Below are 19,038 nucleotides of genomic sequence, written 5' to 3'. Positions count from 1 at the left end.
CGGATCCCGGATATTGCGGATAGATTAAGTCCGAGATACCGTTTGCCGCATCGAGCGCGACCAGGCACACACCGACACCCAGGGGAGAAACGTCATGCGTATCGCCGTCGCCGGAGCCACCGGGAACATCGGGGCCCTCACCGCCACCGCCCTGGAGAAGGCGGGCCACGAGGTCGTCCGCATCAGCCGCTCACTCGGCGTGGACCTGCTCACCGGCGAAGGGCTCGACGCCGCCCTCGCGGGGGCGGACGCCGTCGTCGACACCACCAACTGCACGGCCACCGACCCCGAGGAGACCGTCGCGTTCTTCGGCACCGTCACACGCAACCTCCTCGCCGCCGAGAAGAAGGCGGGCGTCCGCCACCACGTGCTCCTCTCCATCGCCGGCATGTCCCGCGTCGACGGCAACGCCCACTACGTCGGCAAGCGCGAGCAGGAGCGCCTGGTCGCCGAGGGCCCGGTGCCGTGGACCATCGTCCCGGCCACGCAGTTCCACGACTTCGCCGAGATGGTGGCCGCCTGGACCGAGCAGGACGGCGTCGCCACGATCGCGCCCCTCCTGGTCCAGCCGATCGCCCCCGCCGACATCGCGGACGTCCTCGCGGAAATCGCGACAGCCCCCCAGGCGCAGGGCCGCTACGTCGACGTCGCGGGCCCCGAGACCCAGGACCTCGTCGACATGGCCCGCCGCACCCACCAGGCCCGGGGCCACGAGGTCAAGCTGATCCCCACGTGGTCGGGCCCGTTCGGCACGTCGATGGCAGGCGAGGTGCTGCTCCCCGGCGAGGGGGCACGGATCGCACCGACGACGTTCGGGGAGTGGCTGGAGGGGCAGAGGAGCGTCTAGCGCACGCTGAACTTGAGGCCCAGGCGAGGGAATCCAGCCCGCCCGCCCCTTGAGGCCGAGGCGAGGGATCCAGCCCACCCGCCCCTTGAGGCCCAGGCGAGGGATCCAGCCCACCCGCCCCTTGAGGCCGAGGCGAGGGATCCAGCCCGCCCGGCGTTTGAGGGCGAGGCGCGGAGCGCCGATGAGGGGGAACAGGGGCGCAGCCCCATAGTCAAGGCAGCGCCCGGCACAACGCGTCCAACGCCGCCGCCCACGCGTGATCGGGCGGCGTACCGTACCCCACGACCAGCGCATCCTCCGAAGGAGCCACAGCCAGAGGGTGACGAAACCGCGACACCCCCTGAAGAGCAAGCCGCTGCCAGTGCGCAGCCTGGACCACGGCCTGCTCCGACCCCGGCGGGAGCCGCACAACCGCGTGCAACCCCGCCGCGATCCCGGTGACCCGCACATCCGGCGCCCGCTCGGCGAGCGCGGCGACCAACTGGTCCCGCCGCCGCCGATACCGCAGCCGCGAGGCCCGCACATGCCGGTCGTACGCCCCGGACGTCATGAACTCCGCCAGCGTCACCTGGTCGAGGGAGCTGCTGGCGGCCCCGGCGGCGTACTTCAACTCGGCGACTTCCAAGGCGAGTTGGTCAGGCAGCACCATCCAGGCCAGCCGAAGGCCAGGGGCCAGCGACTTGCTGGCCGTGCCGAGGTAGACGACGCGGTCGGGGTCGAGCCCCTGGAGCGCGCCGACCGGCTGCCGGTCGTAGCGGAACTCCCCGTCGTAGTCGTCCTCAAGGATCAGCCCGTCCGCGCGCCGCGCCCAGTCGACGGCCGCCGCCCGCCGGTCGGGATGCAGCGGCACACCCATCGGGAACTGGTGGGCAGGCGTCATCAGGACAGCCCGGTGGTCCGCCAACCCGTCGGTGCGGGTGCCGAGTTCGTCGAAGGCCAGCGGGACGGTGCGAAGCCCGGCCCGGGTCAGCCGCTCCCAGTGGAGGTCGAGGCCGTACGACTCCACGGCGACGCTCCGCAGCCCGCGCGCGTGCAACAGCTCGCCGAGGAGGGTCAGGCCGTGCGCGAACCCGGGCACGACGACGATCCGGTCCGGGTCCGCGTGCACGCCCCGGGCGCGGGCGAGGTAGGACGCGAGGGCTGTGCGCAGTTCGACGCGGCCGCGCGGGTCCTCGTAGCCGAGTACGTCGTCGGGGGCGGCGGCGAGCGCGCGGCGGGCCGCCTTCAACCACTCCGCGCGCGGGAACGAGGCCAGGTCCGGCGTGCCCGCCATCAGGTCGTACAGCGGGGCGCCGCCCGTTCTCGGCGGGCGCGCGGGCGCCACCGGCCGCGGCACCTCGCGCTCGGCGACCCGGGTGCCCGAGCCCTGCCGGGCCGTGAGCCAGCCCTCGGCGACCAGGTCCGCGTACGCGTCGGCGACCGTGTTGCGGGCGACGCCGAGGTCCACGGCGAGCGTGCGGGAGGAGGGGAGACGGGTCCCGGGGGCGAGGCGGCCGCTCCTGACCGCCTCGCGCAACGCGTCCGTGAGGCTCCTGCGGACTCCCGAACGGACACCCGGCCGCGCACCCGCGCCCGCCGCGTCCAGGTGCAGGTCCACACTCCAGCCACCGCTGCCGGACCCCTCTCCACCGCCGCGATTGGCCCAGGAATCATCCATGGGAATGGACCATACCGGTGGGCTAATCACGGCGTACGTTCGACACCATGACGACGCACGCGGACAGTGACCGCCTCCCCGAGCACCTCCCCCGCCTCAACATGGCCGAGCACGCCCCCGAGGCGTACAAGGCCATGATCCAGTTCGCCGCCGCCGCCAAGAAGGGCGTCGACCCGGTCCTGTTCGAACTGATCCAGATCCGCGCCTCGCAGATCAACCACTGCGCCTTCTGCCTCGACATGCACACCAAGGACGCGCTCGCCGCGGGCGAGAGCGTCGAGCGGATCGTCCAGCTCAGCACCTGGGAGGAGTCCAAGCACTTCTACACGGCCAAGGAGATCGCGGCCATCGAGCTCACCGAGGCCGTCACCGTCCTCACCGACGGCTTCGTGCCCGACGACGTGTACGAGCGCGCGGCCAAGCACTTCGACGCGCCCGAACTCGCCCACCTGATCGCGGCGATCACCCTCATCAACGGCTGGAACCGGTTCGCGGTGACCTCCCGCATGGTGCCGGGCCACTACACTCCGGGCTCCACCGCGCACCGCCCCGCCGCCCTGCGAGGAGAGCCCAAGTGACCGCCACAGCCCAGGCGTTCGGCGCCCTGCACCGCGGCCGGGCGCCCGCCGAACCGCTCGTCCTGCCCGGCCCCTGGGACGCGGCGAGCGCCCGCGTCTTCGAGGAGGCCGGGTTCCCCGCCCTCGCCACGCCCAGCGCGGGCGTCGCCGCGTCCCTCGGGTACGCCGACGGGGCCGTGCCGCCGCGCGAGATGTTCGAGGCCGTCGGGCGGATCGCCCGCGCCGTGTCCGTGCCCGTCAGCGCGGACGTCGAGGACGGGTACGGTCTTCCCGCCCGGAAGCTGGTCGGGCGGCTGCTCGACGCCGGGGTCGTCGGGTGCAACCTGGAGGACTCCTGGGGGCGCAAGGACGCCGCCGCGCCCGGCACCCTCAAGGATCCTCACGAGCAGGCCGACTACCTCGCCGCCGTGCGGGACGTCGCCGGGGGCGAGCTGTTCGTCAACGCCCGTGTCGACACGTACATCCGCGGGGTCGCGGATCTGGACGAGACCCTGCGGCGGGCCCGGCTCTATGTCGAGGCCGGGGCCGACTGCGTCTACGTCATCAAGGCACCGGTCGACGTGATCCCCGCCCTGCGGGACGGGATCGAGGGGCCCCTCAACGTCGTCTTCCTGCCGGGTGGGCCGTCGCCCGAGGAACTCGGTTCGCTGGGGGCCACGCGGGTCACCTTCGGGCCGGGGCTGCTGTTCCGGGCGATGGACGCGTTGCGGGGGGTGGCGGAGGGGCTGAGGTAGGTCCTCGCGGGGGCGCCCCAGTCCCGCCCCTTCTCCGAAACCGGGGGCTGCGCCCCCTGGACCCCCGCTTTATCGGCGCTCCGCGCCTCGTCCTCAAACGCCGGACAGGCTGAGAATCACCCGCACATTCCCAGCCCGCCCCGGCACCTATCCAGCCCGTCCGGCGATTGAGGACGAGGCGCGAAGCGCCGATTCTGCGGGGGCTGTCCCACCCACCCGGGACCTCCACCCACGGGGGTCCAGGGGGCGCAGCCCCCGGTTTCGGTGAAGGGGTGGGACTGGGGCGCCCCGCGAAGGCAGCCGCTACTTCGGTACCCACCCCCGCCACTTCGCCTCATTCGCGTCGATCCACTTCTTCGCCGCGTCCTCGGGCGACATCTTCTGATCGGCGATCATGAGGGAGACCTCGTTCTGGTCGGCCTCGGACCACTTGAACCGCTTCAGGAACTCCGCCGCCTTGCCACCGTTCTTGGCGAAGTCGGCGTTGAGGAACTTCTGGAGGGGCGTGTGCGGATAGGCGCACTTGATCTTGGCGGGGTCGGCGTCGCAGCCCTCCTTGTAGGCGGGGAGCTTCACCTCCGTCATGGGGACCTTCTTGAAGAGCCACTGGGGCTTGTACCAGTAGGTCAGGAAGGGCTTCTGCTGCTTGGCGAACTGTTCGATCTGGGTGATCTGGGCGGCTTCGGAGCCCGCGAAGACGACCTTGTAGTCCAGGTCGAGGTTCTCGACGAGGGCCTTGTCGTTGGTGACGTAGGACGGGGAGCCGTCCATGAGCTGGCCCTTGCCGCCGCTCTCCGGCGTCCGGAAGTCCTTCGCGTACTTGTTGAGGTTCTTCCAGTCGGTGACGTCCGGGTGCTTCTTGGCGAAGTACGTGGGGACGTACCAGCCGATGTGCCCGGTGACACCGATGCCGCCGCCGGGGACGATCGTCTTCTTGTCCTTGATGTAGCGCTGCTCCTGGTCCGGGTGGCCCCAGTCCTCCATGATCGCGTCGACGCGACCCTGGCTGAGGGCGTCCCAGGCCGGGATCTCGTCGATCTGGACCTTGTCGACGCGGTAGCCCAGCTCCTCCTTGAGGAGGTACTCGGCCACGGCGACGTCGGCCTGCGCGCCCACCCAGGACTGCACGGACAGCGTCACGGTCTTGGCGCCGGCCGCGTTGGCGTACGGCGACGCCTGCTTGGACATGTCGGCCTTGCCGCAGCCGGAGAGGGCGACGAGGGCGCCGAGTCCCGCCACCGCGGCGGTCACGCGTGTACGTACCCGCATGGTCAGGCTCCCTTCTTCGCGCGGCGTTCCGTCGGCTGCGTCACGCGGTCCAGCATCAGACCGAGGCAGACGATGGCGATGCCGCCGACCAGACCGGTCGCGAGGTCACCGCGGGCGAGACCGGCGAGCACGTCGTAGCCGAGACCGCCACCGCCGACCAGACCGCCGATGACGACGACGGCGAGGACGAGGACGACGCCCTGGTTGAGGGCGAGCATCAGCGCGGGACGGGCCAGCGGGAGCTGGACCTGGCGCAGCTGCTGCCAGCTGGTGGCGCCGAGCGATTGCGCGGACTCCATCGCGGCGGGGCTGACCTGGCGCAGGCCCTGCGTGGTGATGCGGATGACGGCGGGCAGCGCGTACACGACGGCCGCGGCGACGGCGGGAGCACGGCCCACGCCGAACAGGGCGACCACCGGGATGAGGTACACGAACTGCGGCATCGTCTGGAAGACGTCGAGGACGGGCCGGAGCAGCGCTTCGAGGCGCTTGCTGCGGGATGCCGCGATGCCGATCGCGAAGCCGAGGACGACGGTCACGGCGACGCCCGCGAGGACCTGGGAGAGCGTGTCCAGGGAGGCGTTCCAGACGTCGAGGACGCCGATCGCCGCCATCGCGAGGACGGCGGTGAGCGCCGTCTGCCACGTGCCGATCACCCAGGCGAGGGCCGCCACGATCAGGAGCACCGACCACCAGGGCAGCCCCTGGAGGCCGTCGCGGATCGGGTCGAGGACGTACGTGGTGAAGTGCGCGGCCCAGTCCGCCGTGCCGCCGACGACGGGCACGCCCGTGTACAGGTGGTCGACCATCCAGTCCTTGGCGGTGTTCACGGGCTCGGCGATCTGCACGACCCAGCTCGTCGGCCACTCCAGGCGGTCCGCGAACCTGGCCGCGAGGGCGCAGGCCAGGGTCACGGCGGCGGCGATCGACCAGCCGCGCCAGCCGCGCAGCGGCGAGTTGTCCTCGGCGTGCGCGCCGAGGCGTTCGCCCGCCGCGCCGGTGACGCGGTCGAGGACGACGGCGAGCAGCACGATGGGGATGCCGGCGGCGAGGGCCTGGCCGACGTCGACCGTGGAGAGCGCCTGGTAGACGCGGTCACCGAGGCCGCCCGCGCCGATCACGGACGCGATGACGGCCATGGAGAGCGCCATCATGATCGTCTGGTTGAGGCCGAGGAGGAGCTCCTTGCGGGCCAGCGGCAGGCGCGCGGACAGCAGGCGCTGGCGTGCGGTCGCACCGAGGGACGCCACCGCCTCCATCACGCCACCGTCGGCGCCGCGCAGGCCGAGGGCCGTCAGACGGGCCATCGGCGGGGCCGAGTACACGACCGTCGCGAGGACGGCCGCGGGCACGCCGATGCCGAAGACGAGCACGACGGGCAGCAGGTAGGCGAAGGCCGGGAGCACCTGCATGGTGTCGAGGACCGGGCGCATCATGCGGAAGATCCGGTCGTTGAGTCCGGCGGCGAGGCCGAGCAGCATGCCGAGGACCACCGACGCGAGCACGGCGACGACCATGAGCGCGAGCGTCTGCATGGTCGGCACCCACATGCCGAGCAGGCCGCAGGCGGCGAACGCGGCGGTCGCGAGGGCGGCGAGCTTCAGGCCCGCCACACGCCAGGCGATGGCGCCCGCGGCGACGGTGACGCCCGCCCAGCCCGCGGCGAGCAGCACCAGATAGACGCCGCGCACGGACAGCACGATGGCGTTGGAGATGTGCCCGAAGAAGTAGGTGAACAGCCAGTGGCTGTCGCGGTTGTCGATGATCCAGTCGCTGGCCTTGGTGAGCGGCTCGGACACGTCGACGGTGAGCGCCTCGGGCCAGGCGCCGGAGGCCCACTTGGCGTTGAGGATCGGTACGGCGACGGCCGCGACGACGGCGAGCAGCAGGAGCTTGACGACGGCGCGGCGCCGCAGCAGGGCGCCGATCCCGGTATCTCGTACCGGGGTGGACGCGGTGGCGGTGGCCATCAGGAAGCCACCTCGCCGGTTACCTCTTTACGTATCGAGGGGCCCGCCTTCGCGGCCGGACCGCCGCGCCCCGCGGCGCCCTTGGGGGTCACGCCCGCGACGACGCCGAGCAGCTGCTCGTGGTCCACGACGCCGAGGCACCGGGCGCCGTCCATGACGCGCGCGGGGAAGCCGGAGCGGGCCACGGCCTCGATGGCCTCGGACACCGTGGCGTCGGGCGCGATGGCCGGGCCCTTGGTGTCCTCGTCGGCGTCGGAGTCGACGGGCCGCATCGCGCTGCGGCAGGTCATGACCTGCTCGCGCGGCACGTCCCGGACGAAGTCGCGTACGTACTCGTCGGCGGGCGAGCCGACGATCTCCTCGGGCGTGCCGAGCTGGACGACGCGGCCGTCGCGCATCAGGGCGATGCGGTCGCCGAGCTTCAGGGCCTCGCTGAGGTCGTGGGTGATGAAGACCATGGTGCGGCCCTCTTCGCGGTGCAGGCGGACGACCTCCTCCTGCATGTCGCGGCGGATCAGCGGGTCGAGGGCGCTGAACGGCTCGTCGAAGAGCAGGACCTCGGGGTCGGCGGCGAGGGCGCGGGCGAGACCGACGCGCTGCTGCTGGCCGCCGGAGAGCTGGCCGGGCCTGCGCTGCTCCAGGCCTTCCAGGCCGACCTTCTCGATGACCTTCATGGCCTTCTCGCGGCGCTCGGCGCGGGCGACGCCCTGGATCTCCAGGCCGTAGGCGACGTTGTCGAGGACGGTGCGGTGCGGGAGCAGGCCGAAGTGCTGGAAGACCATGGACGCGCGGTGGCGGCGCAGTTCGCGCAGGCGGTTCTTGTCCATGGCGAGGACGTCCTCGCCGTCTATCTCGACGGAGCCGGAGGTCGGCTCGATGAGCCGGGTCAGACAGCGCACGAGCGTGGACTTGCCGGAGCCCGACAGGCCCATGACGACGAAGACCTCGCCCTTCTTGACCTCGAAGGACACATCGCGCACGGCGGCGGTGCAGCCGGTGCGCTCACGCAGTTCCACGGGGTCGAGGCCGGTCAGCTCGGCGTTGCCCGGGACGGTCTCGGCCTTGGGGCCGAAGACCTTCCAGAGGTTGCGCACGGCGAAGACGGCGTCCGTGGCCGCGTCGGCGGCGGGGGTGACGGTCGCGGTGTCGCTCATCGGCCGTCACCTCCCAGGATCTCGGCACATTTCTCCCCGACCATGAGCACTCCGATCATCGGGTTCACGGCGGGCATCGTCGGGAAGACGGATGCGTCCGCGATACGGATTCCTTCGAGGCCCCGGATCTTCAACTCCGGGTCGACCACGGCGAGTTCATCACCGGAAGCTCCCATTCGGCAGGTGCCTGCCGGGTGGTAGACGGTGTGCGCGGCCTTGCGCACCAGCTCGCCGATCTCCGCGTCGTCGGTGACCTCGGGGCCGGGGAACACCTCACGCTTGAGCCACTTCTTGAACGGCTCGGCCTGCGCGACCTTCCGCGCCAGCTTGATGCCGTCGACGAGCGTCTGCCCGTCGTAGTCGCCCTCGTCCTCGAAGTACTTGAAGTCGAGCGCGGGCTTGACCTCGGGGTCGGCCGACGTCAGGTAGAGACGGCCGCGGGCGCGGGACTTGGGGATGTTCGGCGTCATCGACACGCCGTGCTCGGGGCGTTCGTAGCCGAGCCGCTCCGGGTTGTCCGTGAACGGAATTTGGTAGAAGTGGAACATCAGGTCCGGGCCCTTGTGGGCCGGGTCCCGCTTCACGAACAGGCCCGCGTCGGAGTCCATCGCCGAGTTGCCGGGGATCGGCCCGTTGGTCTCCCAGACGATGACCGACTCCGGGTGGTCGATGAGGTTCTCGCCGACGCCCGGCAGGTCGTGGACGACCGGGATGCCGAGGGCTTCGAGGTCCTTCTTCGGCCCGATGCCCGAGAGCATGAGAAGGCGGGGCGTGTCGACGGCCCCGGCGCAGACGAGCACCTCGCGGCGGGCGGTGAGCAGCTTCTCCGCGCCGTCCTTGGTGCGGATGTGGACGCCGCGCGCGGCCTTGCCGTCGAGCTCCAGCTTGGTGGCCCAGGTCTCCAGGAAGAGGTGGAGGTTCGGGCGGTCACCGGCCTCCATGTGGGGGTGGAGGTAGGCGACGGACGCGGAGGAGCGCTTGTTGTTCTCCGGGTGGTACGCCAGGTCGAAGAAGCCGACGCCCTCGTCGAAGGGCTTGTCGTTGAAGCCGACGACCTCGGGCACGCCGAGCGCGGTCTTCGTGGCCTCGACCCAGTCGGTGGCGATCTGGTTCTGGTCCTTCTTGGCGACGCGTACGACGTTGTTGCGCAGCTTGCCGTAGTAGGGGTCCATCGCCTCGGCGTTCCAGCCGGTGGCCCCGGCCTCCTCCCACTCGTCCCAGTCGGACGGCAGCGGCTTGAAGGAGATCAGGGTGTTGTGCGAGGAGCAGCCGCCGAGGACCTTGGCGCGGCTGTGCAGGATGTGCGAGTTGCCGCGCGGCTGCTCGGTGGTGGTGTAGCCGTAGTCGAGCTCGCCGCCGAGGAGGCCGAGCCAGCGGCGCAGCGTCAGGACGTCGTCCCGGTCGATGTCGCTGGGGCCGCCCTCGATGACGGCGACGGTGACGTCCGGGTTCTCGGTGAGCCGGGACGCGATCACGGACCCGGCGGTGCCGCCGCCGACGATGACGTAGTCGTACTCGTTCGTTTCAGCCATGGGGGAACTGCTCCTCTTCCTGCGAGGTCGTACAAGGTGCTTTCGCGTAAAGGGGGACGGGCGGATCAGCCCGCGAACCACCGCACCGGCTTCGGCGCGAGGTTCTCGTAGACGTGCTTGGCCTCGCGGTACTCGGCAAGTCCGGCCGGGCCCAGCTCGCGGCCGACGCCGCTCTTGCCGAACCCGCCCCACTCGGCCTGCGGCAGGTAGGGGTGGAAGTCGTTGATCCAGATGGTGCCGTGGCGCATCCGGCGTGCCATGCGGCGGGCGCGCCCGGAGTCGGTGGTCCACACGGCGCCCGCGAGGCCGTACTCGGTGTCGTTGGCGAGGGCGACGGCCTCGTCCTCGGTGCGGAAGGTCTCGACGGTCAGGACCGGGCCGAAGACCTCCTCGCGGACGACCTTCATCTCGCGGTGGCACTGGTCGAGCACCGTCGGCTCGTAGAAGTAGCCGGTCGCGGGACGGGCGTCGGTGGGCTCGGGGCGCTTGCCGCCGGTGCGCAGGACGGCGCCCTCGGCGAGCGCCGAGGCGACGTAGCCCTCGGTCTTCTCGCGCTGCTCCTTGGAGACCAGCGGGCCGCACTCGACGCCGTCCTCGGTGCCACGGCCGAGCTTGATCTTCTCGGCGCGGCGGGCGAGTTCGGCGACGAAGCGCTCGCGCACCGACTCCTCGATGATGAGGCGGCCGCCGGCGGAGCAGACCTGCCCGCTGTGGATGAAGGCGGCGTTCAGGGCCTGGTCGACGGCCGTGTCGAAGCCCTCGTCGGTGGCGCAGGCGTCGGCGAAGACGACGTTGGGGTTCTTGCCGCCGAGCTCCAGGGCCACCTTCTTCACGCCGAGGGCGGCGGCCTGGGCGACCTTGGTGCCGGAGACGAGGCCGCCGGTGAAGGAGACCAGGTCGACGTCGGGGTGGTCGGCGAGGCGGGCGCCGACGGTGTGGCCGGGGCCGGTCACGATGTTGGCGACGCCCGCGGGCAGGCCCGCCTCGGCGAGCAGCTCGATCAGGGCGACCGTGGTCAGCGGCGTGATCTCGCTCGGCTTGATGACGAAGGTGTTCCCGGCCGCGAGGGCGGGGGCGATCTTCCAGCTGGCCTGGAGCAGCGGATAGTTCCAGGGCGTGATCATGGAGCAGACGCCGATGGGCTCGTGCACGACGACGCTGTGGATGTCGTCGGACCCGGCGTCGACGACACGGCCCGCGCCCTCACCGATCACCAGGTCGGCGAAGTAGCGGAAGGCGTCGGCGACGCAGTCGACGTCGACCCGGCCCTCTTCGAGGGTCTTGCCCGCGTCCCGGCTCTCCAGGAGGCCGATCTTCTCGCGGTCGCGCACGAGCAGGTCGGCGACGCGGCGAAGCAGCGCGGCGCGCTCGGCGACCGGCGTGCCCGGCCAGGAGCCCTCGTCGAAGGCCGCGCGCGCGGCGGCGATGGCCGCGTCGGCGTCCTCGGCACCGCCCTCGGCGATGGTCGCGAACGGCTTGGCATCCGCGGGGTCGATGATCTCGCGGGTCGCGCCGGAGGCGGCGCCACGCCACTCTCCCGCCACGTGGATGGTCTGTTGTGCGGACACGTCCCTCTTGCCTTCCGTTCCTGGCATTTTCTGCCGTTTGCCCCACCTGATCACTCGTGGTAGCCGGGAGCACCTGCCCGGACCCTGGAAAAGCATGCGTATTCGATGGCCGAAAGTGCGCTGTGTCACTGCACGTGCGGGTACGCGGGGCGAAACGTACGCTCGAAGCACTTTCTGTCACCGGAGGTGACGCTATGAGCAAAATGCCTCGTACGCGACTGCGGACGGCGGGCGCGGCCTGCACCGCCGCGGTCCTCGCCCTCCTGGTCTCCGGATGCTCCGACGACGACGGCGGCAGCGGCGGCAAGGGCGACAAGGGCGAAGGGACGGCGGACCTGTCCGCCAAGGAGATCTCCGACAAGGCCAAGCAGGAGCTGCTCGACGCCAAGTCCGTCCACCTCACCCTGACGGACAAGGGCCGCGACGTCGACAAGGACGACCCGGCCGCCATGGACCTCGCGCTCGACCGCGACGGCAACTGCGCCGGCACCCTGACCTTCGGCGCGGACGGGGGCAGGGCGGAGCTGGTCAAGCGGGGCGACAAGGTCTGGATGAAGCCCGACCAGGCGTTCTGGAAGACGCAGGTGCCCGGCGGGCAGGGCGACGCGGCCGCCGAGCTGTTCAAGGACCGCTACATCCACGGCACGACGAAGGACCCCATGCTCAAGGGCCTGTCCGAGGTCTGCGACCTCAAGGAGCTCCAGGAGAACGTGAGCGACGACGCGGGGTCCGACGACGACCCGAAGGACCTGAGGAAGGGCGCCGTCACGACGGTGGACGGCACCCGGGTCATCCCGCTGACCGGCAAGGACGACGACGGCAAGGAGACGACGCTGTACGTCGCCGCCGAGGGCAAGCCGTATCTGGTGCGCGCCACGGAGAAGGGTGACGGCGCGGACCAGACGACGACCCTCACGGACTACGACAAGCCGGTGCCGACGAAGACGCCGTCGGCGAAGGACTCGGTGGACATCTCGAAGCTGGAGCAGGAGCTGCAGCAGGTGTGACGGGCTCGGCTACTCGTCGGCGTCGGGCTCGTCCCGCGCCGCGAGTGCCGCCACCCACAGCGGAAGCAGCCAGTGCAGCACGAGGGCGCACACCGCCACCTGGAACACCAGCGCCTTCGCCGTCAGGCCCGCGAACCCGACGACGCCCGTCACCACGACGGCTCCGAGCAGCACCCAGGACATGATCCGGTGCGCCGTGGCCCGCGCCCGGTCCCGCTCGGCCCGCTGCCGCTCGTCGAGCACACGGGGCCGCAGCTCCAGGAGCCCGCGGGTGGCGCTGTTGAGGATGCCGGTGGCCACGCACCACGGCAGCAGCAGGCCGAGCATCACCCAGCCCGCCCAGGACAGCTCGCCGACGACCGTGCCGAGCCAGGCCCCGACGAACCCCGCCGTCAGGGCGACGTGGACCCCGACGACGGCGCGGCGGCGGGCGGCCGTGCTGTGCAGCGCCGCGCCCTCACTCCTGTTCATCAGGTCGTACATCGACTGGTCGTACGCGCTCAACCGCTCCTTCTGCGCCATGACTCAACTGTCCTTCCCGTGCCCGTACACCTGATCCGTGAGCGGCTGGAACGGCTCCAGCGAGAACAGCGCCTCGACGGGAAGACCGAAGAACGCGGCCACCTTCAACGCCAGGTCGAGGCTCGGGTTGTACTGCCCGCGCTCGATGTAGCCGATGGTCTGGTAGTGGACGCCCACGGCTTCGGCGAGGCGCTGCCGGGACACCTTCCGTTCGGCGCGCACCATCGCCAGCCTGTTGTGGACCTGCTCGCTCATGTATAAGAAGTACTACATTCCAGAGTGGTTCAGCAACAGGCTTCTTGCTCTGGCTCGCTCTGACTCACTTCGGCCCACTCCGGCTCACTCCGGCCCGCTCCGGCTCACTCCGCTGCCGCGACCAGCTCCCGGACGCACCCGCGCAGCCACGCGTGCGCCGGGTCCGCGTCGTGCCGCGGGTGCCACGCCATGCCGATCCGCAGCGGCGGCAGCTCCAGCGGGACGGGGAACGTGACCAGGCCGAGCGGATCCATCAGCGGGCGGGCCCAGGACATGCTCAGGCCGACCAGGTCGGTCCGCAGCAGGATGTAGAGGGCGGAGGGGTACGTGCCCACGTTGCCCACCACCCGGCGGCGCAGTCCCGCCGCGGCGAGCGCGGTGTCCACCGGACCGGCCATCCGCCCCTTCCGTGAGACCGTCAGATGATCGGCGGCGGCGAACCGACGCGCCGTCAACTCGCCCTCCAGCAAGGGGTGTCCGGACCGCACGACCCCCACCATCACATCCTCGAAGAGCGGCTCGACCCGCACCTCGGGCGCGACCGTGTCGATCACGCCGACCTCCAGGTCGGCGATGCCCTCGCGCAGCAGCGGCACGTCCAGATGGCTCTCGGTCAGGAAGCGCAGCCGGATCCCCGGCGCCTCCTGCGCCGCGCGGGCGAACAGGGCGGGCGCGTACGCGGCGGCGAGCGCGTCGTTGCCGACGAGGGTGAGCGTGCGCGACACGGCCCGCAGGTCCTGCGCGCCGGGCCCGGCGAACACCGCCCGCGCCCGCTCCACCACCGCGCCCACCTCGGCCTGCACCGAGAGGGCGTACGGCGTCGGCACCATCTGGCGGCCCGCCCGCACCAGGACCGGATCGCCGAGCGCCTTGCGGATCCGGCCCAGCGTGCGGCTCATCGCGGGTTCCGACAGATGCAGCCGGCGGGCGGCACCGCCCACGCTGCGCTCGTCGAGCAGCACGTCGAGGGCGAGCAGCAGGTTCAGGTCGAGTCCCGCGGTGTCGGCCGAGCGTTCCACTTGCGTCACACGCAACCATTCCTTGCATAACTTGCACTGGAAAGCAGGTACCGGGCGAGCCTACGGTGGCCGTACATCCCACGCCACACCGCTCCCGAGGAGGAGCCTTGCCTTCGCCTGCCCAGGTGCCGGTCCCGGCACCGACGACCGCACCCGCCCCGTCCGCACCCGCCCCTTCGACGACGCCCGCGGCCCCGGCGCCGTCCGTCCTGAAGCGCTCGACCCTGCTCGTCCTGTGCGCCTGCGTGATGGTCGCGCAGAGCGTGGTCGCCGCCATCAACCTGCTGATCCCACAGCTCGGTTCGTCCGGCCTCGACCCGTCCGCGAGCGAGATCCTGTGGACCGTCGACGCGTACGTCATCGTCTTCGCGGGCCTGCTCATCCCCGCGGGCGCGCTCGGCGACCGGTACGGCCGCAAGGGCGCCCTGCTCACCGGGCTCGGCCTGTTCGCGGCGGGCGCCACGGTCAGCGCGACCGCCGTCTCCCCCGCCCTGCTCATCGCCGGCCGCGGCATCTCGGGCGCAGGCGCGGCCCTGATCATGCCCGCCACCATGTCCATCCTGATGCGCGTGGCACCGCCCGAGCAGCGGCCCCGCGCCCTGGCCTCCTGGACCCTCGCGATGGGCCTCGGCGGCTTCGCCGGGAACGCGGGCGGCGGCCTCATCGGCGAGTACCTGTCCTGGCGCGCGCTGTTCTGGGTGATGGTGCCGCTCGGCGCGCTCCTCGCCCTCGCCGTGGCCCGCACCACGCCCCGCACCGACCGCTCCGCCGGCACCGCGCACGCGCCCTCCCTCGACCCCGTCGGCACCCTCATCCTCACCGCGGGCCTGGTCGCCGTCCTCTTCGGCGTCATCGAGAGCCCGCTGTACGGGTGGGGCGCGCCCCGCATCCTGTGCGCCTTCGCCGCCGGGGCCGTCCTGCTCGCCGCCTTCACGGCACACGCGCTGCGCTCCCGCGCCCCGCTGTTCGACCCGCGCGTCTTCCGCTCGGCCAGGCTGAGCGCGGCGACCCTCGGCTCGGCGGTCGCCTTCTTCGGCCTGTTCGCCCTCTTCTACGTCAACTCGCAGTACCTGCAGTACGTGAAGGGGTACGGGGCCGCCCGCGCCGGTTTCGCCATCGTGCCGCTGACCATCGGCATGGCCCTGGTGCCCCGCCTCGCGGCCCGCTGGTCGGCCTCGCCCCGCCCCGTGGTGGGCGGCGGACTCCTGCTGATCGGCGCGGGCCTGCTCGGCGTCTCCGCCGCGGACGCGGGCACGCCTTACGCAGCCTACGCCTGCTGGCTGCTCGTCATCTCGGCGGGCACGGGCCTGTGCATGCCCGCCCTCACCCTGGGCGTCGTGTCCTCCCTGCCTCCGCACCAGGCGGGCCTCGGCTCCGGCCTCGGCACCTCGGCCCGCGAGATCGGCGCGGCCCTCGGCGTGGCCGTCTCCGGCACGCTCCTCGCCGCCCACACCGGCACCGGCCACACGGGCGGCGCCGCGGACTTCACCTCCGGCATGGCCGCGGCCCTGCGCGTGGTCGGCGCGGTGGTGATCGTCCTCGCCGCCGTGGTGGCGGCGGGGCTCGGGCCTCGGCGGCGGCAGGACGGCAGCTGAGGGCGCGGCTCAGCCCGGGTCCGAGCAGGGGGCGAGCGGCGGGCAGAACCACTTCAACGCCGTTGCCACAAGCTCCCGTTCGTCCTTCCTGCCGTCCGCGTCGGCGCCGTACCCCGTGAGGGCGTACAGCTTGCCGTTGGTCGCCTCGAAGCGGTGGTCGACCACGTGCCAGGTGCCGATGTCCGGCTCGTCGGTGATCCGGTCGGTGAGGTAGCTGAGGCGGGCTGCGGGGCCCGGGCCTCCCGCGGGGTGGGTCAGGGAGAGCTGCTTGAAACCGGCCGACTTCGGGACCACCGTGTCGTCGAGGAAGGCGCGCAGCGACGCGTCCGGCGTCGGCTCGCTCACCTCGTACAGCTGGAGCCGCCGGGTGTCGTCGGGACTGCGGTAGTTGAGGATGACGACGCCGTTCAGGCCGGTGTTACGGGAGCGGGTCCAGCCGCGCGGGACGGCGAGGCGGTAGCCGTCCTGCGGGTCGATGACCTTCTCGTAGGCGGGCGGCGGGCCTCCCGTCGGGGGCGGTGGCGCGGTGTCCCCCTCACCGGCGTCGGGGCCCTGTGCGGGCTGCCGGTCCGTCAGGTACACCGTCGGACCCGGCTCGTCCTTCCAGCCGAGCGCCCAGACGCCGAAGGCGAGCCCGCACGCCGCGAGCACCGCGACGACCCCGCGCCGGGCGCTCCGCTGGCGCGCCGCGTCCCGCTCGTGGAGCGCCGCCAACTCCCGTTCCCGCTCCCGGCCGACCCACTCCTGCCGGTCCCTGTCGTAGATCCGCACCACCGGCCGCCGCTCCTTCCCCGCTCGTCCGCGTTCAGCCCAGGACCGGGGCGAGGGCCTGGAGGACGGCCGTCACCGCGGCGGCCGTCGCGGTCGCGGGCGCGTAGTCCGCGAGCAGGTCGCGCAGCCGGGTCAAAGGCCCGCTCGCGCTGCGGCCGTTCCGGGCGATCTCGTCCGCGACCTCGTCGAGCGCGGCCACGACCTCCTCGTCCTCGGGTGTCTGCCCGCCCTCGCCAAGATCGCGGCGCAGGGCGCGGACCGTGGCCAGGACGCGGCCGTGGGCCTGGTCCGCGACCACCGTCGTGTGGTTGGTGGACTCGGCCCTGCCGTGGTCGCCGAAGGCCTGGGAGCCGCCGTTGATCGCGTGGATGGTGACGTGCGCTCCGCCGCCGCTCGGGGGCTTCTCGTCGCTCATGGGTGGTCCTTCCTCGGGTGGTCCGGGGATGTCGTCGTGGGGTTCTCGGCGCCGGTGGCGGCGCTCACGCGGTGGTCTTCTCCGTGTGCGCGGCCTGGCCGTGGGTGCCGGTGGCGAGGGCGCCGCCAGACATCTCCTTGATGTAGACCCCGCTGTTGTTGATCTGCGTGATGTGCTGCTCCAGGCGGTCCGTGCGGTAGCCGCCGAGGGACAGCGCGTCGCGCACGCCCTCGCCGATGCGGTCCTGGAGCGTGCGGGTGTAGCGGGCGACGTCCATCTCCTGGAACAGCGAGAGGCTGTCGGTGGCGGCGAGTTGGCGCAGGGAGACCGCCGGGGCGTCGGGGGCGCGGCCGGTGTCCGGCGGCAGGATCCGGGACGCGGCCTCGCGCAGGAGCCGGGTGAGGCGCTGCGGGAAGGGGGCGCTCCTCTTCCCGTGTCCCCCCGGTGCGTACGCCTGACCCTTCCGCGCGTACGTCTCGTCGGTCGTCGGCATCGTCAGCCACAGCCGGGCCGCCGTGCCGAGCGACGGGAGCCAGCGCAGGGCCGTGATGCCGAGGGCGAAGGACAGGGCGGGCGCGGCCACGCAGGCGCGCAGGGCGTCGCGCACGGGTCCTTCCGGTTCGCTCGCCACCAGCGCGTCGACCCGCCGGAACTCGGGCGCGACGGGCCCGAGGACGTGCGGCACGACCTCCAGGACGAGCATGCCGCCCTGGGTGTGCACCCGGACCAGGAGCGAGACGACGACCTGTTCGTTCCAGGCGCCGACGCGGATCCGCAGGAAGTGCCGCCGGGCCTCGCCGCCCTCGCCCGCCGCCTCGGCGATGTGGCGCGCGGCCTGGTCGTCGTCGTACACGACGGCTGTCTTCGTGCCGTCGCCCGTGTACAGCTCCTCGTCGCGCCCCGGCCCCGCGGGCAGATACACGAACTCCTCGATCTCCAGCTGCCGCAGCCGGTCCCTGCTGGTGGCGGCGGCCGACCTGCGCAGGGCCCGGAGGCGGGGCCCGATCATCGCGATGACGTCCTGCGCGGTGAGGGCGCCGGGGGCGGCCTGCCGGGGCACGGCGCCGTTCGGCGCGGGTCCTGGATCGGCCGCATCGGCGTCGGCGGACTCGGTCTTGGCCTTGGTCTCGGCCTTGGCGGGCTTGAGTTCCAGGACGACCGACCAGGGCTTGCGGGGCGTTCCCGCGCCGACGAAGGGGCGGTTGACGTCGTAGAGGGTGACGGAGGCGTCCTGCTCGCGGCGGACGCAGCGCTCGATGCGGCCGTACCAGGCGGGCAGGCGCGGTTGCGGCGTCTCGGCGAACACCTGCCGGGCGAGCTGCCCGCGCAGCGTCCGGGTGCGCAGGAACTGGTGGCGCCAGACCACGGCCGCGACGAGCAGCGGGAAGATCACGGGGTACGGAGAATCGGTGATCTGGGCGCACGCGGCGATGCCGTACGCAAGGGCGCACGACCAGGCCGTGAACGTGAGCAGCCACCCGAAGCGGCGGCGCAGCCAGATGAGCGGCGCGGGCAGCGGCACCGGCCGCAGCGGCTCCCCCACGCCCGTGTCCCGGCCCGCGACGACGCGGGCGCACCACAGCAGCAGGACGACGACCGCGTACGCCAGGGCCCAGCCGCCCGGCACCATGTCACCGAGGGCCGCGCCGCCCGGCTCCGACTCGGCGGCGCCCGCCGCGTCCGTGCCGAACGGCAGCCAGGCGATGTCGCCCGCGGAGAGCCCGGAGTCGCCGTCCGCGCGGTCCGCCGCCGCGTCCCACAGCATCACGGCGTCCGTGGCCAGGAACGCGGCCCAGACCGCGAGCAGCAGCAGCGCGGTGCGCAGCTCGTCGCGCCGGGCCCGCAGGGCGTGCGCGAGGACCGGCAGCACGTCGGCGCCGAGCGGCGGGGCGACGGGGCGCTCGGCGTGGTCGACCAGTTCCTCGACGACGCGCCTGCGGAACGCGGCGTTGACGTGGGCGCCCGCGCAGAGCAGCCGGGTGGCCTCGGTGTGCGCGTAGGAGGGGCGGGGCCTGCGGCGGGAGGGGCGCGGCGGGCGGTGCTCGGGATCCTGCCGGGGCCCTGGCCCGGGCGCCTGCTCGGGCCCCTGTCGGGGTGGATCGGCTCGCATGCCGCGAAAGTTAATGGAGCGGGCCGTGGCCGTCC

At 72.4% G+C, this 19,038-nt stretch carries 17 protein-coding genes; 5 read left to right on the top strand and 12 right to left on the bottom strand.

Features of this window, described 5'->3' with window-relative positions; translation table 11 throughout:
• Nucleotides 1-94 precede the first annotated feature (94 nt).
• Nucleotides 95-847 (top strand): SDR family oxidoreductase, encoded by a 753-nt coding sequence (locus OO63_RS20810; RefSeq protein ID WP_030360744.1) that lies wholly within the window; start codon nucleotides 95-97, stop codon nucleotides 845-847.
• A 211-nt stretch (nucleotides 848-1,058) separates the two neighbouring features.
• Here the strand turns inward: OO63_RS20810 and pdxR are convergent, their stop codons facing one another.
• Complete coding sequence (pdxR, locus tag OO63_RS20805) at nucleotides 1,059-2,504, bottom strand: MocR-like pyridoxine biosynthesis transcription factor PdxR (protein ID WP_078619256.1); 1,446 nt, start codon at nucleotides 2,502-2,504, stop codon at nucleotides 1,059-1,061.
• Between the two features lie 47 nt (nucleotides 2,505-2,551).
• On the opposite strand from pdxR, the gene OO63_RS20800 reads away from it, so the two are divergent.
• Together OO63_RS20800 and OO63_RS20795 are read left to right on the top strand one after the other, a co-directional pair.
• A complete protein-coding gene (locus OO63_RS20800) occupies nucleotides 2,552-3,082 on the top strand; it encodes a carboxymuconolactone decarboxylase family protein (RefSeq protein ID WP_030360742.1) in 531 nt (176 codons plus the stop codon).
• Nucleotides 3,079-3,816 (top strand): isocitrate lyase/PEP mutase family protein, encoded by a 738-nt coding sequence (locus OO63_RS20795; RefSeq protein ID WP_030360741.1) that lies wholly within the window; start codon nucleotides 3,079-3,081, stop codon nucleotides 3,814-3,816. The genes OO63_RS20800 and OO63_RS20795 overlap by 4 nt, the downstream gene beginning before the upstream one ends.
• 303 nt (nucleotides 3,817-4,119) lie before the next feature.
• Here the strand turns inward: OO63_RS20795 and OO63_RS20790 are convergent, their stop codons facing one another.
• The 5 genes from OO63_RS20790 to OO63_RS20770 all read right to left on the bottom strand — a co-directional run bounded on the left by OO63_RS20790 (nucleotide 4,120) and on the right by OO63_RS20770 (nucleotide 11,336).
• Nucleotides 4,120-5,085, bottom strand: a complete 966-nt coding sequence (locus OO63_RS20790) for an ABC transporter substrate-binding protein (protein WP_030360740.1) — start codon at nucleotides 5,083-5,085, stop codon at nucleotides 4,120-4,122.
• Nucleotides 5,086-5,087: 2 nt separating this feature from the next.
• A complete protein-coding gene (locus OO63_RS20785; RefSeq protein ID WP_030360739.1) occupies nucleotides 5,088-7,055 on the bottom strand; it encodes an ABC transporter permease in 1,968 nt (655 codons plus the stop codon).
• Nucleotides 7,055-8,209 carry a quaternary amine ABC transporter ATP-binding protein gene (locus tag OO63_RS20780; RefSeq protein ID WP_030360738.1) on the bottom strand — a complete coding sequence of 385 codons (1,155 nt, stop codon included), beginning with the start codon at nucleotides 8,207-8,209 and terminating at the stop codon, nucleotides 7,055-7,057. The genes OO63_RS20785 and OO63_RS20780 overlap by 1 nt, the downstream gene beginning before the upstream one ends.
• On the bottom strand, nucleotides 8,206-9,741 hold the full coding sequence (locus OO63_RS20775; RefSeq protein ID WP_030360737.1) for a GMC family oxidoreductase: 1,536 nt from the start codon (nucleotides 9,739-9,741) through the stop codon (nucleotides 8,206-8,208). The genes OO63_RS20780 and OO63_RS20775 overlap by 4 nt, the downstream gene beginning before the upstream one ends.
• A 65-nt stretch (nucleotides 9,742-9,806) precedes the next feature.
• Nucleotides 9,807-11,336 carry an aldehyde dehydrogenase family protein gene (locus OO63_RS20770; RefSeq protein WP_030360736.1) on the bottom strand — a complete coding sequence of 510 codons (1,530 nt, stop codon included), beginning with the start codon at nucleotides 11,334-11,336 and terminating at the stop codon, nucleotides 9,807-9,809.
• Nucleotides 11,337-11,503: 167 nt separating this feature from the next.
• Here OO63_RS20770 and OO63_RS20765 point away from each other — a divergent pair, with 167 nt between their 5' ends.
• Complete coding sequence (locus OO63_RS20765; protein WP_234311308.1) at nucleotides 11,504-12,316, top strand: LolA-like protein; 813 nt, start codon at nucleotides 11,504-11,506, stop codon at nucleotides 12,314-12,316.
• Between the two features lie 9 nt (nucleotides 12,317-12,325).
• Here OO63_RS20765 and OO63_RS20760 read toward each other — a convergent pair whose 3' ends face one another.
• From OO63_RS20760 to OO63_RS20750, 3 genes are all read right to left on the bottom strand, one after another.
• Nucleotides 12,326-12,838 carry a hypothetical protein gene (locus OO63_RS20760; protein WP_030360734.1) on the bottom strand — a complete coding sequence of 171 codons (513 nt, stop codon included), beginning with the start codon at nucleotides 12,836-12,838 and terminating at the stop codon, nucleotides 12,326-12,328.
• Nucleotides 12,839-12,841: 3 nt separating this feature from the next.
• The gene (locus tag OO63_RS20755) at nucleotides 12,842-13,093 is read right to left on the bottom strand and encodes a helix-turn-helix transcriptional regulator (RefSeq protein WP_030360733.1); all 252 of its coding nucleotides are present in this window, start codon (nucleotides 13,091-13,093) and stop codon (nucleotides 12,842-12,844) included.
• A 104-nt stretch (nucleotides 13,094-13,197) separates the two neighbouring features.
• The gene (locus OO63_RS20750) at nucleotides 13,198-14,127 is read right to left on the bottom strand and encodes a LysR family transcriptional regulator (protein WP_030360732.1); all 930 of its coding nucleotides are present in this window, start codon (nucleotides 14,125-14,127) and stop codon (nucleotides 13,198-13,200) included.
• A gap of 233 nt (nucleotides 14,128-14,360) precedes the next feature.
• On the opposite strand from OO63_RS20750, the gene OO63_RS20745 reads away from it, so the two are divergent.
• The gene (locus OO63_RS20745; protein WP_051811044.1) at nucleotides 14,361-15,707 is read left to right on the top strand and encodes an MFS transporter; all 1,347 of its coding nucleotides are present in this window, start codon (nucleotides 14,361-14,363) and stop codon (nucleotides 15,705-15,707) included.
• Between the two features lie 9 nt (nucleotides 15,708-15,716).
• Here the strand turns inward: OO63_RS20745 and OO63_RS42305 are convergent, their stop codons facing one another.
• The 3 genes from OO63_RS42305 to OO63_RS41500 form a co-directional block, all read right to left on the bottom strand.
• Entirely contained in the window at nucleotides 15,717-16,481 is a 765-nt protein-coding gene (locus OO63_RS42305) for a hypothetical protein (protein ID WP_051811030.1), read from the bottom strand.
• A 31-nt stretch (nucleotides 16,482-16,512) separates the two neighbouring features.
• Nucleotides 16,513-16,893, bottom strand: a complete 381-nt coding sequence (locus OO63_RS20735) for a hypothetical protein (RefSeq protein WP_051811029.1) — start codon at nucleotides 16,891-16,893, stop codon at nucleotides 16,513-16,515.
• A gap of 64 nt (nucleotides 16,894-16,957) precedes the next feature.
• Entirely contained in the window at nucleotides 16,958-19,003 is a 2,046-nt protein-coding gene (locus OO63_RS41500) for a hypothetical protein (RefSeq protein ID WP_051811028.1), read from the bottom strand.
• Nucleotides 19,004-19,038: the final 35 nt, after the last annotated feature.

The sequence above is a fragment of the Streptomyces alboflavus genome (assembly GCF_000716675.1).
Classification (GTDB): Bacteria; Actinomycetota; Actinomycetes; order Streptomycetales; family Streptomycetaceae; genus Streptomyces; species Streptomyces alboflavus.
Note: the sequence above shows the minus strand (reverse complement) of the source record. Positions and strands in the feature narration are given on the sequence as shown.